The following is a 15,728-nucleotide window of genomic DNA, read 5'->3' on the forward strand; positions in this document are numbered from 1 at the left end:
CATGTCCGGGATCGATCCGCAGTCGCTGATGACCGAACTGGCGACGCGTGCGCGCGCCGCCGCCACGCGTCTTGCCGCCATGCCGAGCAGGGAAAAGGCGCAGGCGCTGCGCGCCGCGGCCGCCGCTATTAGGGCCGACAGTGCCGCAATCCTGGCGGCGAATGCCACCGACATGGCGGCCGGCGAGGCGAATGGCCTGACCCCCGCACTGCTCGATCGCCTGCGCCTGGATGCCGGTCGGGTCGAGGCGATGGCTGCGGGGATCGAGGCGGTGGCCGGCCTGGCCGATCCGGTGGGGCAGGTGATCGACCGCGCCGAGCGGCCCAACGGGATGGTGCTGACCCGTGTCCGGGTGCCGATCGGGGTGATCGGGATCATCTATGAAAGCCGTCCCAATGTGACCGCGGACGCAGGCGCCCTTGCCTTCATGTCGGGCAATGCCGCGATCCTTCGTGGCGGCTCGGAGGCGATCCACAGCAATCGCGCCATCCACGCGGCGCTCGCCCGCGGGCTGGGCGAGGCCGGCGCACCGGCGCACGCGATCCAGCTGGTCGGGTTCACCGATCGCGCCGCGGTGGGGGCGATGCTCCGATCGGAGGGGTTGATCGACCTGGTCGTGCCGCGCGGGGGCAAGAGCCTGGTCGCCCGCGTCCAGGCCGAGGCGCGCGTTCCGGTGCTCGCGCATCTCGACGGGATCAACCACAGCTATATCGACGGCGCAGCCGATCCCGCCATGGCGCGCGAGATCGCGCTGAACGCCAAGATGCGTCGTACCGGCATCTGCGGTGCGACCGAGACCTTGCTGATCGATCGCGCCTTTGCCGATCCCGCACCGGTGCTGGCCGCGCTGGCCGATGCCGGATGCGAATTGCGCGGCGATGACGAGGTTCGCGCGATCGAGCCGCGCGCGCTGGCCGCGGATGCTGCCGACTGGGACACCGAATATCTCGATTCGATCCTGGCGGTGAAGCTGGTCGATGGCCTGGACGATGCGATGGCGCATATCGCTGCGCACGGATCGCACCATACCGATGCGATCGTCACCGACGACGAGGCGCGCGCCGAGCGGTTCCTGGCGGGCGTCGACAGCGCGATCGTCATGTGGAACGCATCGACCCAGTTCGCCGACGGCGGCGAGTTCGGCCTGGGCGCCGAGATCGGCATCTCGACCGGGCGGCTGCACGCGCGCGGTCCGGTCGCGCTGGAAGGGCTCACCACCTATAAATGGGTGGTGCGGGGAACGGGTCAGATTCGGCCTTGAAGCGCGTCGGTCTGCTCGGCGGGTCGTTCAACCCCGCGCACAAGGGACATCGTGCGATCTCGCTCCACGCGCTGCGCGCACTGGGCCTCGACGAGGTCTGGTGGATGGTGTCGCCGGGCAACCCGCTGAAGCCCGAAAAGGGCATGGCGCCGTTCGAGGCGCGGCTGGCATCTGCGCGGCGGATGGCGCGTCATGCACCGATCCGCGCGACTGCGGTCGAGAAACGGTTGAAGACGCGATATACTGCGGACACGCTGCGCAAATTGCCGCGTATCTATCCCAAGCATCGCTTTATCTGGCTGATGGGTGCGGACAATCTGGCGCAGTTTCACAAGTGGCGGGACTGGCGCGATATTGCCCGGCAGGTTCCGATTGCGGTGATTGCCCGTCCGGGTTATGATGGCGATGCTCACGCAAGTGTTGCGATGAGTTGGCTGCGGCGCGCTGTGCGGCCCGCAGGCCAGGCAAAGAGCTGGACGCGTTGGAGATTGCCGGCACTCGTGCTGTTGCGCTTCCGCCCTGATCCGACTTCGGCAACAAGCCTTCGGGCTGCCGATCCCGCCTGGCACCGGCGTTATGTTTCGCCGTCTCCAGAATCACAAGGCACACACCGGTCGAACCCCTAGGAGTCCTCTTGGCCACACACCCCCATGCGACGAACGGTCCCGATGCCGATGGCAGCGTCGAGGCGCTGCATCAGCTCGTGCTCTCGTCGCTCGACGACGATCAGGCCGTCGAAACGGTCTCGATCCCGCTCGCGGGAAAGAGCAGCATCGCCGATTACATGGTGATCGCCAGCGGTCGCTCGACCCGGCAGGTCGCCTCGATGGCGACGAAGCTGGCCGAGAAGATCAAGGCCGAGTTCGGCCGTTCCGCGCGGGTCGAAGGCCTGCCGACAGCGGACTGGGTGCTGATCGACGCCGGGGACGTGATCGTCCACCTGTTCCGGCCCGAAGTGCGCAGCTTCTACAATCTCGAGCGCATGTGGGCGTTCGGCGACGCGGGCCAGGCCTGATCCCGACCGGGGGCGGGGCCGCCGATGCTGCTGCATATCGTCGCGCGCGGCCGGATCGGGCGCAGTCCTGAGGCCGAGCTCGTCGACCGCTATCTGAAGCGGGTCAACTGGCCGACGCGGGTCACCGAACTGCCCGATACGGGCGGCAAGATCCCGCCGCTCGACGGGGCGGCGCGTCTGGTCCTGCTCGACGAACTGGGCGAGAATCTGCCGTCCAGGGCGCTCGCCGCCAGGATCGGCGCGTGGCGCGACGACGGCATTCGCGAGACGCGCTTCATGATCGGGGCGGCGGACGGGTTCGGCGACGAGGAGCGCAGCCAGGCGCACCTGCTGCTGTCCTTCGGCCGCGCCACCTGGCCACACATGATGGCGCGGGCGATGCTGGCCGAGCAGTTATGGCGGTCGGTCTCGATCCTCGCCAATCACCCCTATCACCGCGAAGGCTGAGCCGGTGGGGCCGTTGCGCAGCATCGTGCTTGCCGCGTCGCTCGCCGGGATGCTGGGGCTTGGCGCCGTCGTCAGCGCGCAGGTCCCCAGCCTGACCGAGCAGAGGCAGCGACTGGCCGCGGCGGATGCCGCATCGCGCGCCGCCCAGCAGAGGTCCGAACAGCTCGACCGCCAGGCAGCCGGCGAACGCGATGCCGCCGCCCGAGCGCACGCCAGCGAGGCGGCAGCGGCCGAGCGGATCAAGGCGGCCCAGGCGGATATCGCCGCGGCACAGGCCCGGGTCGCGATTGCGAACCGCGAACTCGCCGCGCAGCGACAGAAGCTCGGCGAGCGTCAGGGGACGGTGGTCCGCCTGGTCGCTGCGCTCCAGTCGATGGCGCGCCGCCCGGCGGTGCTGACCCTGGTCCAGCCCGGATCGACCGAGGATATGGTCCATGTCCGCGCGGTCCTCGGCACGGTCATGCCGGTGGTCGAGCGCCGCACCGCGGCCGTCCGCGCCGATCTCGGCCGGGCGCGGGCATTGCGCAGCGAGGCGGTCGCCGCGGTCGCCAGTCTGCGCGAGGGCAGGGCGCGCGTCGAACAGCAGCGAATCGCGCTCGTCCGGCTGGAGGCCGACCACCGCCTGCGTGCCGGACAGCTGGGCCGCAGCGCGCTGGTCGAATCGGACCGCGCTATCGCACTGGGCGAGGAGGCGCGCGATCTGGTCGACCGGATCGAGGCGGGAACCGACGCCCAGGCGCTCGAGCAGGACCTTGCGACCCTGCCGGGCCCGCTGCCGCGACCGCTCCAGCCGGGCGAGCGCGCCGCCGCGCCGGCCCACTGCTCAGCCTATCGCCTGCCCGTCGCCGGCAGGATCGAGACGGGGTTCGGCGAATTGTCGCCCTCCGGCGTCCGAGCGCGCGGCCTGACGCTGATCCCGGCGGCAAATGCCAGGGCACTCGCCCCTGCGGCCGGGCGAGTGCTCTATGCCCAGCCGTTCCGCGGCTATGGCGGAATCGTCATCATCGATCATGGCCGGGGCTGGACGTCGCTGGTCACCGGGCTGGCGCGGATCGCGGTGAAGCCGGGCCAGACGATCGCTGCGGGTGCCGCGCTGGGGCAGGTCGGGGGCGATGCCCCGCGGCTGACGGTCGAGCTGCGGCGGCAGGGGCGGCCGATGGACATCGCCCGCATGCTCGATTGACGCGGCCCGCCTGTGCGACTCGGGGACATTCCCGCCTTTGCCGCGCCCACCAAAAGCCACTATATCCCGCTAAGACACCGTTAGCGTTTCCACCGAAAGTGCGTACATGATCCGTCCGTTTCTTCAGGTCACCGCCGCCGTCAGCGCCCTGGCGCTTGCTCCGATCGCGACGAGTGCGATGGCGGGGGTCGATTCGTCGACCTATCGCGAACTCGATATCTTCATGGAGGTCTTCAACAGGGTGAAGGCCGAATATGTCGACAAGGTCGACGACAAGAAGCTGGTCGACGGTGCGATCCAGGGCATGTTGTCCGCGCTCGATCCGCACAGCTCGTTCGCCGACGGCCTGGATTTCGACAATCTGAAGATCCAGACCGAGGGCGAATATGGCGGCCTCGGCCTGGTCGTGACCGAGCAAGACGGCGCGGTGAAGGTCATCGCCCCGACCGAGGACACGCCGGCGGCGCGCGCCGGGATCAAGTCGGGCGACTTCATCACCCATATCGACGGCAAGTTCATCGTCGGCGGCACGCTGGACGAGGCGATCCAGCAGATGCGCGGCAAGCCGGGCACCAAGATCACGCTGACCGTCGTCCGGCCGGGCGCGGACAAGCCGATGACCTTCGCCCTGGTGCGCGAGGTGATCGTCACCAAGCCGGTGAAGTGGGAAGTCCGCGAGGGCGTCGGCTATATCAACATCAACACCTTCACCGCGACCACCACGACCGACACGCGCAACGCGATCGCCGAGATCGAGAAGAAGCTGGGCCACAAGCCGCTCGGCTATGTCGTCGATCTGCGTGAGAATGGCGGCGGGCTGCTGAGCGAGGCGATCGGCGTGTCCGACATCTTCCTCGACCGCGGCGAGATCGTGTCGCAGCGCGGACGCGAGAAGAGCGATATCGAACGCTATTATGCCGAATCGATGGTGCCGGGCGATCTCGCCAAGGGGCTGCCGGTGATCGTGCTGGTCGATGCGGGCACCGCCTCGGCCTCCGAGATCGTCGCCGGCGCGCTCCAGGATCATCACCGCGCGGTGGTGATGGGCGAACGCAGCTTCGGCAAGGGATCGGTCCAGTCGATCCTGCAGATGGGACCGCGCAGCGCGCTGCGCCTGACCACGGCGCGCTACTACACCCCCTCGGGTCACTCGGTTCAGGAAGGCGGGATCAAGCCCGACCTGGCGGTGCCGCAGCTGTCCGACCCCGACTACAAGAGCCGGCCGGTGCTGCGCGAGGCCGATCTGCGGCGTCACCTGATCAACACCGCCAAGGCCGACGACAAGCTGCTCGAAGAGGACAGCAAGGACGATCCGCGCTTCACCGCGACCGCGGAGGAGCTGAAGAAGAAGGGGATCGAGGACTTCCAGCTCCATTATGCGATCGAGACGATCGCGCGCACCGGCGGCGCCGGCCGCATGGCGAAGAAGTAGGCGATGCGCACCGACGGCCTGATCCTCGCCCGCGGCCTCGCGCTGCTGCTCCCGCTCGCGCTGCTGGCCGGCGCGCTCGGCTCGCAATATCTCGGCGGGCTGCACCCGTGCGAGATGTGCCACTGGCAGCGCTGGCCGCATTACGCGGCGGTGGTGGTCGCCGCGGCGTCGTTCCTGGTCACGCGCAATCGTCCGCTGCTGATGACCCTGGTGCTGTTCGCCGCGGTGCTGATCGCGGTCAGCGGCGGCATCGGCGTCTTCCACGCCGGCGTCGAATATCATTGGTGGCAGGGGATCACCGGCTGCACCTCGTCGTTGACCCCGGGCATGAGCGCCGACTCGATCATCGACCAGATCCGCAAGGGACCGATGGTCCGCTGCGATGCGGCGCAGTGGACGTTGTTCGGCATCTCGATGGCCGGATATAATGCGATCCTGTCGATCGGCGGCGCGATCGCCATCTTCCTGCTGGCGGTGCGTCGCCCGCGGTTGCCGGCATGAGCGGCTGGAAGCCCGGCGACCGGCGCGAAAGCGTTTCGGCGATGATCCGGGTCGACCAGGCCGGCGAGTTCGGCGCCACCCGCATCTATGGCGGTCAGCTGGCGATCATGGGCGACCGCGCACCGGCGGCCAGCGCGATTGCCGGCATGGCGGCGCAGGAGGAGCGCCACCGCGCATTCTTCGATGCGATGATGGCGCGGCGCGGCGTGCGCCCGACCGCGCTTCAGCCCTTCTGGAACGTCGCCGGCTTCGCGCTGGGCGCGGTCACTGCGACGATCGGGACCGAGGCGGCGATGGCCTGTACGGCAGCGGTCGAGACCGAGATCGACCGGCATTACCAGCAGCAGCTGGACACGCTGGGCGACAGCGACCCCGAGCTGCGCCAGGCAGTCGCCGAGTTCCGCGACGAGGAGCTCGAGCATCTGGATGCGGCGATCGCCGGCGGCGCGGAGCAGGCGCCCGCCTATGCGCTGCTGACCGGTGCGATCCGCCTGGGGTGCCGGGTGGCGATCGGGCTGTCGAAACGAATTTGATCCGCGGTCGTTCAACTAGGGAGACACAAGATCGTCCCGAGGTGCGACAAAGAGGAAGAGCGATGCTGAACAAGATCACCCTTGCCGCCCTGATCGGGGCGCCCCTGCTCTGGGCCGCCCCCGCGTTGGCGCAGAACGCGTCGACCAACGGCGTGCTGGTGATCTACGGCAACGACAAATGCCCGACCAACAGCAGCGGCGAGGAAATCGTCGTGTGCCAGCGGCTGGACGAGGCCGAGCGGTTCCGCATCCCGTCCAACCTGCGCGACGCCGAAGTGCGTCCCCAGGCGCGCGAGAGCTGGGCAGTGCGGCAGCAGGACGCGCTGACCGCTGGCGACATCGGCACCGGCAGCTGCAGCACGGTCGGCGCCAACAGCGCCACCGGCTGCTTCGTGCGTCAGGCGACCCAGGCTCGGCGCGAGGCGCGTCAGCGCGCGGAAGCGGCCAACGTCCTGCCGCTGCCCTGATCAGCGCGCCGCTTCGGCGGCGGGCTCGAGCAGGATCCACTGCGGCGGCGGCAGCCGGACCATCTCGACGATCAGCCAGATCATCGCCGCTGCCCGCACGCCTGCGGCGATCGCGATATGGCCGGGCACCACGAAATACGGCCATGCCTGCTCGGTCGAGGCGAACCACCAGAATTCGGCGAAATAGGCCGCGACCCCTGCGGCCACGAAGATCCACACGGCGCGAAGCCGCGGCGCGGTCATCAGCAGCATCGGGTAGAGCCACAGGTCGAATTGCGGCGAATAGACCTTGTTGGTCAGCATGAACCAGGCGAGCAGCGGCGTGAACAGGATCCACAGTCGGTCGCGATGCATCCGCCAGCCAAAGACGATGATCGCCGCCGCACCGATCAGGAAGGCGATCGCGGCATAGAGGTTGCGCTCGGCTATCGTCGTCGCCCACCATCCCTGGACGCCCATGATCTCCCAGATCGAAGCGGCAGTGCCCGACCGCGCCTGCGAGAAAAGGTAGAATTCGGTCCAGTTGTCGAACGCTCCGGCCATCACCGGCAGGTTGACCGCGGCCCAGGCGCCAACCGCGGCGATCGTCACCAGCAGCGCATCGCGCAGCCGCCGGACCCAGCCCGTCCTCGACCTGAACAACGCACCGAGCCCGAGCAGCGGCAGCATCAGCACGGGGTAGAGCTTGGCTGCCAGTCCCAGGCCCGCCACCGCCGCGGCCTCCGGCAGTGCCGTGCGCCGCGCCAGCAGCATCGCCCCGACGGCGAAGCCGATCGCCAGCAAATCCCAATTATGCCCGACATAGAGGAACAGCGGTGGCGCCAGCGCCCAGGCCCAGAGCCGCCGGTCGTCCATGCCTTCGCGCCGGAACCACAACAGCAGCAGCGCCGCGATCAGCGCATTCACCAGCGTGACGACGAACAGGAAATGCGCCGCATTGGCGCGCGCGCCGAACAGCAACCTTGTGACCTGCCCTTCGACCCAGATCAGGCCGCCGGTCAGCACCGGATATTCCATCCGCGCGTCGAAATAGGGCAGGGCGCCGGCCGAAACGCCGCGCCCGTCCCAGAACGGCACCGCGTCGCTGTAGCAGCCGGTCGAATATTGCTCGGACATCGTCCAGCCGCCGGGGGTGCAATGCGTTTTGAACAGCCATCCCGCGGCGCAGGTCAGCGCCAGAGCGAGCATCAGCAGCTTCATCGTCCGGTCCCACACCATGACCGTTCGGTTAGCCGGTGCGCCGGGCCGCGTCCACCATGGCTGGACATTGCAATTTCAAGAACATAGAAAGAACATATGGCGCAACTCGACCTCCGACAGAAGCTTGCGATTCTCGCCGATGCCGCGAAGTACGACGCGTCCTGCGCCTCGTCGGGGACGACCAAGCGCAATTCGGCGGGCGGCAAGGGAATCGGCTCGACCGAGGGGATGGGCATCTGCCACGCCTATGCGCCCGATGGCCGATGCATCAGCCTGCTGAAGATCCTGTTGACCAACAGCTGCGTGTTCGATTGCCATTATTGCATCAACCGCAAGAGCTCGAACGTGCGACGGGCGCGGTTCACGCCGGAGGAAGTCGTCCGGCTCACGCTCGATTTCTACAAGCGCAACTATATCGAAGGCCTGTTCCTGTCCTCGGGCATCATCCGCTCGCCTGATTACACGATGGAGCAGATCGTCCGGGTCGCGCAAAGCCTGCGCGAGGATCACGATTTTCGCGGCTATATCCATCTCAAGACGATCCCCGATGCCGATCCCGAACTGGTCCATCAGGCCGGGCTCTATGCCGACCGGGTGTCGATCAATGTCGAACTGCCGACCGTTGCCGGCCTGACCCGGCTGGCACCCGAGAAATCGGCGCCGCGGATCGAGGGGGCGATGCGCAACGTGCGCAGCGCGATCGAGGATCTGGGCGATGCGCGGAAACGCTACAAGGCTGCGCCCCGATTCGCGCCGGCAGGCCAGTCGACCCAGATGATCGTCGGGGCCGATGCCGCCACCGACGGCGATATCATCCAGCGCGCATCGGGTCTTTATGGCCGGTTCAACCTGCGTCGGGTCTATTATTCGGCGTTCAGCCCGATCCCCGATGCCAGCGCGGTACTTCCGCTGCGCCGCCCACCGCTGATGCGCGAGCATCGGCTCTACCAGTCCGACTGGCTGATGCGCTTCTATGACTATAAGGCGAGCGAGGTGGCGGATGCCGCGGATCCGGCGACGGGCATGCTGCCGCTCGACATCGATCCCAAGCTCGCCTGGGCGCTGCGCTTTCGCGATCGCTTCCCGGTCGACGTCAATCGCGCCCCGCGCGAGGCGCTGCTCCGCGTGCCGGGCCTGGGCGTGAAGGCGGTCGATGCGGTCCTGGCGACCCGGCGCTGGCGTCGGCTGCGCCTCGCCGATGTCGCGCGGCTGACCGCGTCGATCGCCAAGGTTCGACCCTTTCTGGTCGCCGACGACTGGCGCCCGGTCGCGCTGTCGGACCGGGCAGACCTTCGCCCGCTGGTCGCGCCGAAGCGCGAGCAACTGGAACTGTTCGCCGCCTGAGAGTCGTTCGCATCGGCAACCTCGCCGATCCTGGCCGGTTATGCGGCAAAAGGAGACGCTCATGGCCGACGCACGCATTTTCGAGGATCTGAAAGCCGATCACGATCAGCATCGCGAGATGCTGGAACGGCTTGCCGACAAGGACACCGAAGGGCGCGAGGCGCTGTTCGAGAAACTGAGAGTCGAGATCACCGCGCACGCCGCGGCGGAGGAGGAATCGCTGTACGCGACGATGCTCGCCGACCCCGAATTGCGCGACGAGGCCCGCCACTCGGTGTCCGAACACAAGGAAATCGACGATTTCTTCGGCGAACTCGCGGACCTCGATTTCGGCAGCGACGAATGGGAAGCGAAGTTCGGCGAAATGCGCCACCGCTACGAGCATCATATCGACGAGGAAGAGGAAGAGATGTTCCCCGCCGCCGCCAAGGAACTCTCTGAAGAGACCGAGGCGAAGCTGGCGGCGATCTTCGAAAAGCGCAAGCCGAAGGAACTGGTCCGCGCCGAGCAGGAAGATCCCGGCGACGACCGTGACTGATCGGTAAAGATCACGCTGCTTACACCACTGTCAATTCACTCCCGACTCGTTAAGCTTAGGCAAAACAGAGTCGGGAGAGAGGGATGCTGAGACAGGCCGTAATTGCTGCCCTGATGGTGACGGCTGCGCCCGCAGTGGCACGCGATATTGTCGTCGATGCCGGGGCGAATGCCCAGGAGCGGCTTCAGGCGGCGTTGATCGAGGCGTCACCGGGCGACGTCGTGCGGATCGGCGCCGGGCGGTTCGAACTGACCGACGGGCTCAGCCTCGACGTCGACCGCGTCACCCTTCTCGGCGCCGGCGCAGACCGCACCGTGTTGAGCTTCAAGGGCCAGCTCGGCGCGGGCGAGGGGCTGCTCGTCACCTCGGACGATGTCGTGCTGCGCGGCTTCGCGGTGGAGGATTCGAAGGGCGACGGCATCAAGTCCAAGGGGGCGAACCGGATCGTCTACAAGGACCTGCGCGTCGAATGGACCGGCGGGCCCAAGGCGACCAACGGCGCCTATGGCGTCTATCCGGTCGAGAGCAGCCAGATCCTGATCGACGGCGTCACGGTGAAGGGCGCGTCGGACGCCGGCATCTATGTCGGCCAGTCCGACACGATCATCGTCCGCAACTCGACCGCCACGCACAATGTCGCCGGGATCGAGATCGAGAACAGCCGCAACGCCGACGTCTATGGCAATCTCGCCACGCACAATACCGGCGGCATCCTGGTATTCGACTTGCCCAGCCTGCCCAGGGGCAATGGCGGCGATGTTCGCGTCTATCGCAACAAGGTGGTCGACAACGACACGCCCAATTTCGCGCCACCGGGCAATATCGTCGCGACCGTCCGCACCGGTACCGGCGTGCTGATCATGGCCAACGACACGGTTCATGTCTTCGACAACGACCTGTCGGGCAACGCCACCAGCAATGTGATGATCATCGCCTATCGCGATGCCTTCACAGATGCCAATTACGACCCCTATCCGCGCAAGATCGTCGTGTCGGGCAACCGCCATGGCCGCGCAGGCTTTGCGCCCGAACTGCCCGGCGCCGACCAGCTGAAGGCGGCATTCGGCGGCAGTATCCCGCCGATTCTGTGGGACGGAACCGGCACGGATTTGGGCCTGCGCGTCACCGATACGGTGCCGGTGCTCAGCATGAACATGGCACTGGGCGCCGCACCCGAAACGGCGAAGCCCGCGCCCACGAAGCTCGATGGCCCCGAGGTGCCCCAGCGTGCGGCGGTGACGCTGCCACCCGCGATGGAAGCTGCGGCACGGTGAGCGCCCGGGGATGAAGTCGCTGCTCGCCGCTGCCGCCTTGCTCGCCACCGCGCTGCTGGCGCGGCCCGCGGCGGAGGTGAACGACGCCGCGATCACCGGCGAGGGCTATCCGGCGCGCCTGTCCGACTATGGCTTCTTTTCCGATCTCAAGGCGCGGGCGCCGTTGCCGCGGGTGGTGGGCTATGATCTCGAGACGGCGTTGTTCTCGGATTATGCCGAGAAACAGCGCTTCATCTATGTGCCCGCGGGTGCGAGGGCCCGTTACGACGGTGAGGCTGCGTTCGACTTTCCCGTCGGATCGGCGCTGATCAAGACGTTCGGCTATCGCCAGGCAGGCGCCTTCCGTCCGCTCGAGACTCGGCTGTTGCTGCGCCGGGCAAGCGGCTGGGTCGCGATTCCCTATGTGTGGAACGCCGATGGCAGCGATGCCGATCTGAGGCGTGCGGGCACCCGCCTGCCGGTGACCTTCACCGACCCGTCCGGCCAGACGCGCAGCATCAGCTATGCCGTGCCCAACCAGAATCAGTGCAAGGACTGCCATGCGCTGGGCGGCCAGATCACGCCGATCGGCCCCAAGGCGCGCTACCTCAATCATGATGGGCAGCTCCCGCGGCTCGTCGCGGCCGGCCTGCTCGACCGCACCCCTGCGGACGCGCCGCGGGTTGCGCGCTGGAACGACAATGCCGCGCCGCTCGATGCCAGGGCGCGCGCCTATCTCGAGATCAACTGCGCCCATTGCCACAATCCCAAGGGCGCGGCCTCCAATTCGGGCCTGTTCCTCGAACTGTCGCGGCGCGACCCCAATGCGCTCGGTATCCTCAAGCGCCCGGTCGCGGCAGGGCGGGGCAGCGGCGGACGCGAATTCGCGATCCAGCCGGGGCATGCCGACACCTCCTTCCTGATCTATCGCCTCGAAAGCACCGACCCGGGCATCGCCATGCCTGAACTGGGTCGATCGACCGTCCATGCCGAGGGGGCGAAACTATTGCGGCAATGGATCGACGCCATGCCCGAAGACGACCCCGCCGGGGCGAAATCGCCCGCGACGCGTTGAGGCCTGCCCGCCGGAGTTGCGCCGGGGCCGGGTCAGATACCAAGAGGTCGGATGCGCGTCGTCACGCTGGAAGCAGAGGATGATTTCGACGGGTGGCGCGATGCCGCCCGTGCCCTCGTGGCCGCCCGCGTGCCGCCATCCGAAGTCGTGTGGCAGGTCGGCGACCAGCCGGTCGACCTGTTCGGCGACGAAGCGGTGCTCGAACCGGCTGCGGGGCCAGCGATGCGCGTGCCCCGCGCCTTTCTCGACCTGGCCAAGACCGTCGTGCTGCACAGCGACCCACAGCGGTTCGCGCTGCTTTATGCGTTGCTCGCTGGCCTGATCACGCAGCCGCGCCGGATCGACGATCAGGCCGATCCGCTGGTCCGCCGGCTGGAGGATCTGGCGCGCTCGGTCCGCCGCGACATTCACAAGATGCGCGCCTTCGTCCGGTTCCGCGAACTTGCCGAGCCCGAGGGTAGCCGCTTCGTCGCCTGGTTCGAGCCCGATCATCACATCGTGCGCGCCAATGCCCAGTTCTTCGTCAACCGGTTCGCGTCGATGCGCTGGTCGATCCTGACGCCGGACACCTCGATCCACTGGGACGGCGAGACGCTGCGCGAGGGGCCGGGCGCCACGCGCGAGGATGCGCCCGCCGACGATCCGGTCGAGGCTGTGTGGAAGACCTATTATGGCTCGATCTTCAACCCCGCCCGGCTGAAGGTGGGGATGATGCTGCGCGAAATGCCGCGCAAATACTGGAAAAACATGCCCGAGACTGCGTTGGTCTCCGAACTGATCGCAGGTGCGCGCGAACGGGAGGTGGCGATGGTGACTACGGCGCGGACCGCGACGGGCGGCAATATCGACGCGGCCTGGGCGGCGCTGCGCGACGAGGCAATGAGCTGCACCCGATGCGACCTGTTCCGTCACGCGACCCAGACGGTGTTCGGCGAAGGGCCGCTGGATGCGCGGATGATGTTCGTCGGCGAGCAGCCTGGCGATCAGGAGGATCTGGCAGGCAAGCCGTTCGTCGGCCCGGCCGGCCAGATGTTCGACAAGGCGATCGGCGAGGCAGGGATCGACCGCTCGACCGTCTACGTCACCAATGCGGTCAAGCATTTCAAGTTCGAGCAGCGCGGCAAGCGCCGCATCCACCAGAAGCCCGATGCCGGCGAGATCACTGCCTGCCGCTGGTGGGTCGAACAGGAAAGCCTGCTGGTGAAGCCGAAGGTGACCGTCGCGCTCGGCGCGACCGCAGCACGCTCGCTGCTCGGCAAGACGGTGACGATCAGTCGCGAGCGCAGCCGCCCGATCGACCTCGCCGATGGCGGCATTGGCTGGATCACCATCCACCCAAGCTTCCTGCTGCGCCTGCCCGACCGCGACCGGGCGGAGGAGGAATATGCGATGTTCGTCGAGGACCTGAAGGGCGCCGCGAAGCTGGCAGCCGGCTAGGCCGACGCCACCGCCAGCGTCAGTCCGCCGCGCGGCCGGAGCGTCACGCTGCCCAGCGGATCGACGACCGCCCCCTCGACCAGGGCGAAGCGCCTCGCCGCCAGCCAGTGCGCGAGGATGATCAGCGCCTCGACCGTCGCGAAGCGCGCGCCGACGCAGACGCGCGGCCCGCCGCCAAAGGGCAGATACTGGAACCGGTGTCGCTGCGCCGCGGCTTCCGGTGCGAAGCGGTCGGGGTCGAAGGCGTCGGCATCTCGCCACAGCTCCTGATGACGATGGACCAGCCAGGGCCAGATCGAAACGATGTCGCCCTTGCTGATCGTGACGCCGTGCAGTTCGTCGTCGGCCATCGCCTCGCGCTCGAACCGCGGTGCTGGCGGATAGAGGCGCATCGCCTCGTCGAGCACCTGCCGCAGATAGGGCAGGCGATCGGCCAGACCTTCCGGCGACCCGTTCAATGCTGCAACCGCCTCGGCGCGGGCGCGCGCCTGCACGTCCGGATCGCCGGCCAGCAGATAGGCGCTCCATGCCAGCGCATTCGCCGTGGTCTCGTGCCCGGCGACATAGAAGGTCGCGGCATTGTCGATCGCCAGTTCGACCGCCTCGTCCGCGGGAAACCGCTCATGCAGGTTGCTGATCATTCCGCCGATAAAGTCGCTGCCACCCTCCGGACCGCGCTCGCGCACGATCGCACCCAGCGTGTCGCGAAGCCAGCGCTGCGCCCGCCCGCCGGCTCGGGCGGACGGCGTCAATCGAACATGGGGCATGCCGAGCAGCGCCATGATGCGCACCTTGCCCGCCGCGAGCAGCGCCGCCTCGATCTGGCGCGACGCCTCCGCGGTCATCAGCCGCGGATCGCCTGAGAACAGCGCCTCGGCGATGATCCGCATCGTGGTTGCGGTGGCGATGCCGGCGATATCGACCGGGCCCGATCGCGGAAGCGTCGCCGCACTACGCTCGGCGGCCTCGGCGATCAGTCCGGTCAGGCGGGTGATGGCGCCGGGGGCGAAGCTGGGCGCGACCAGCTTGCGCTGCGTTCGCCACAATTCGCCATCGGAACTGACCAGCCCCCGACCGAGCAATGGCGCCACCACCCGCTTCACCAGCCGCGGCTTCTCGTAATTGGCGGCGTTGGTCAGCAGCACGCGCTCCACCGCATCGGGATGGCGCGGGATGTGGACGACGGTGCCGAGGACGACCCGGCGGGTGTGCCATTCGCTGAACGCCGCGTGCGACCAGCCGGCAATGGCATTTCGCGAATGTTCGTTGAACAGGCTGCGCCATACCGGCGCGATCGCCGCCGGTCGCGCCGGATGGGCCGGGACGAAGCGGGCGCTCACCCCCGTAACCGCTCGGCAATGGCGCGGACCTTGTCGAGCCGGCCGGGGGCCAGCCGGTCGACCATCGCCCGATATTGCGCCACCGTCTCGGCATCGGCGCGCTCGGGCGATCCCGAATCGAAGGGCGGGGCGGGATCATATTCCAGGCTCAGCTGGACGAACTTCGCATGGGCGTCGCCGCGGATCGCCGCGGTCAGCGCCAGCGCGAAGTCGATCCCTGCGGTGACGCCGCCGCCCGACACCCGGTTGCGGTCGAACACCACCCGTTCGGCAACCGGCTCGACCCCGAACATCGCAAGCTGCTCGCGCGACGCCCAGTGGCAGGCGGCGCGATAGCCGTCGAGCAGCCCGGCGGCGGCAAGCAGCAGCGACCCGGTGCAGACGCTGGTGACCCAGCTCGCCTCGGCGCCGACCTTGCGCAGCCAGGCAAGCATATCGTCGTCCGACATGGCCGGCACCGTGCCGAACCCGCCGGGGACGCAAAGGATGTCGGTGCGCGGGACCTCGGCGAAGGTGGCGGTCGGCAACAGCTGGAACTGGGCATCGGTATCGACCGGCGCCATCGTCTTCGCGACCAGGTCGATCTTCACATCGCCAAGCCGCGACAGCACCTGCGCCGGGCCGGTCAGGTCGAGCTGGGTGACGCCGGGAAACAGCAGGAAGGCGATGTGAAGCGGTGCGGAAGCGGCCATGCGGGGTCTC

General features: G+C 68.0%; 17 protein-coding genes. 14 read left to right on the forward strand and 3 right to left on the reverse strand.

The genetic code is table 11. The features are described from left to right. Position 1 precedes the first annotated feature (1 nt). The 9 genes from ACZ1H8_RS09260 (at position 2) to ACZ1H8_RS09300 (ending at position 6,839) form a co-directional block, all read left to right on the forward strand. Positions 2-1,261, forward strand: a complete 1,260-nt coding sequence (locus ACZ1H8_RS09260; RefSeq protein ID WP_465181012.1) for a glutamate-5-semialdehyde dehydrogenase — start codon at positions 2-4, stop codon at positions 1,259-1,261. Next, positions 1,258-1,887, forward strand: coding sequence for a nicotinate-nucleotide adenylyltransferase (locus ACZ1H8_RS09265; RefSeq protein ID WP_465181013.1), 630 nt, complete (start codon positions 1,258-1,260; stop codon positions 1,885-1,887). The genes ACZ1H8_RS09260 and ACZ1H8_RS09265 overlap by 4 nt, the downstream gene beginning before the upstream one ends. Positions 1,888-1,895: 8 nt before the next feature. Continuing rightward, positions 1,896-2,276, forward strand: coding sequence for a ribosome silencing factor (gene rsfS, locus ACZ1H8_RS09270; protein WP_465181014.1), 381 nt, complete (start codon positions 1,896-1,898; stop codon positions 2,274-2,276). A 24-nt stretch (positions 2,277-2,300) separates the two neighbouring features. Then, a complete protein-coding gene (locus tag ACZ1H8_RS09275; protein WP_465181015.1) occupies positions 2,301-2,723 on the forward strand; it encodes a 23S rRNA (pseudouridine(1915)-N(3))-methyltransferase RlmH in 423 nt (140 codons plus the stop codon). A gap of 4 nt (positions 2,724-2,727) precedes the next feature. Beyond that, positions 2,728-3,906: a murein hydrolase activator EnvC family protein gene (locus ACZ1H8_RS09280; protein ID WP_465181016.1), complete on the forward strand. Its 1,179-nt coding sequence runs from the start codon at positions 2,728-2,730 to the stop codon at positions 3,904-3,906. A 106-nt stretch (positions 3,907-4,012) separates the two neighbouring features. Continuing rightward, entirely contained in the window at positions 4,013-5,338 is a 1,326-nt protein-coding gene (locus ACZ1H8_RS09285; RefSeq protein ID WP_465181017.1) for a S41 family peptidase, read from the forward strand. Between the two features lie 3 nt (positions 5,339-5,341). Next, entirely contained in the window at positions 5,342-5,839 is a 498-nt protein-coding gene (locus ACZ1H8_RS09290; protein WP_465181018.1) for a disulfide bond formation protein B, read from the forward strand. Further along, positions 5,836-6,372, forward strand: coding sequence for a demethoxyubiquinone hydroxylase family protein (locus ACZ1H8_RS09295; RefSeq protein WP_465181019.1), 537 nt, complete (start codon positions 5,836-5,838; stop codon positions 6,370-6,372). Before ACZ1H8_RS09290 ends, ACZ1H8_RS09295 begins: the two co-directional genes overlap by 4 nt. A gap of 62 nt (positions 6,373-6,434) precedes the next feature. After that, the gene (locus tag ACZ1H8_RS09300; protein ID WP_465181020.1) at positions 6,435-6,839 is read left to right on the forward strand and encodes a hypothetical protein; all 405 of its coding nucleotides are present in this window, start codon (positions 6,435-6,437) and stop codon (positions 6,837-6,839) included. Here ACZ1H8_RS09300 and ACZ1H8_RS09305 read toward each other — a convergent pair whose 3' ends face one another. Next, positions 6,840-8,039, reverse strand: a complete 1,200-nt coding sequence (locus ACZ1H8_RS09305; protein ID WP_465181021.1) for a hypothetical protein — start codon at positions 8,037-8,039, stop codon at positions 6,840-6,842. Positions 8,040-8,135: 96 nt separating this feature from the next. Here ACZ1H8_RS09305 and ACZ1H8_RS09310 point away from each other — a divergent pair, with 96 nt between their 5' ends. From ACZ1H8_RS09310 to ACZ1H8_RS09330, 5 genes are all read left to right on the forward strand, one after another. Further along, positions 8,136-9,383, forward strand: a complete 1,248-nt coding sequence (locus ACZ1H8_RS09310; RefSeq protein WP_465181022.1) for a putative DNA modification/repair radical SAM protein — start codon at positions 8,136-8,138, stop codon at positions 9,381-9,383. A gap of 61 nt (positions 9,384-9,444) precedes the next feature. Further along, a complete protein-coding gene (locus ACZ1H8_RS09315) occupies positions 9,445-9,921 on the forward strand; it encodes a hemerythrin domain-containing protein (RefSeq protein WP_465181023.1) in 477 nt (158 codons plus the stop codon). 83 nt (positions 9,922-10,004) lie between these two features. Next, complete coding sequence (locus tag ACZ1H8_RS09320) at positions 10,005-11,195, forward strand: parallel beta-helix domain-containing protein (RefSeq protein ID WP_465181024.1); 1,191 nt, start codon at positions 10,005-10,007, stop codon at positions 11,193-11,195. A gap of 10 nt (positions 11,196-11,205) precedes the next feature. Beyond that, entirely contained in the window at positions 11,206-12,249 is a 1,044-nt protein-coding gene (locus ACZ1H8_RS09325; protein WP_465181025.1) for an SO2930 family diheme c-type cytochrome, read from the forward strand. A gap of 51 nt (positions 12,250-12,300) precedes the next feature. Continuing rightward, positions 12,301-13,686, forward strand: a complete 1,386-nt coding sequence (locus ACZ1H8_RS09330; protein ID WP_465181026.1) for a UdgX family uracil-DNA binding protein — start codon at positions 12,301-12,303, stop codon at positions 13,684-13,686. Here the strand turns inward: ACZ1H8_RS09330 and ACZ1H8_RS09335 are convergent. Continuing rightward, positions 13,683-15,026: a cytochrome P450 gene (locus ACZ1H8_RS09335; protein ID WP_465181027.1), complete on the reverse strand. Its 1,344-nt coding sequence runs from the start codon at positions 15,024-15,026 to the stop codon at positions 13,683-13,685. The genes ACZ1H8_RS09330 and ACZ1H8_RS09335 overlap by 4 nt on opposite strands. Beyond that, the gene (locus tag ACZ1H8_RS09340) at positions 15,023-15,718 is read right to left on the reverse strand and encodes a DJ-1/PfpI family protein (protein ID WP_465181028.1); all 696 of its coding nucleotides are present in this window, start codon (positions 15,716-15,718) and stop codon (positions 15,023-15,025) included. Before ACZ1H8_RS09340 ends, ACZ1H8_RS09335 begins: the two co-directional genes overlap by 4 nt. Positions 15,719-15,728: the final 10 nt, after the last annotated feature.

It is taken from the genome of Sphingomonas sp. BL-S-25, assembly GCF_055521555.1.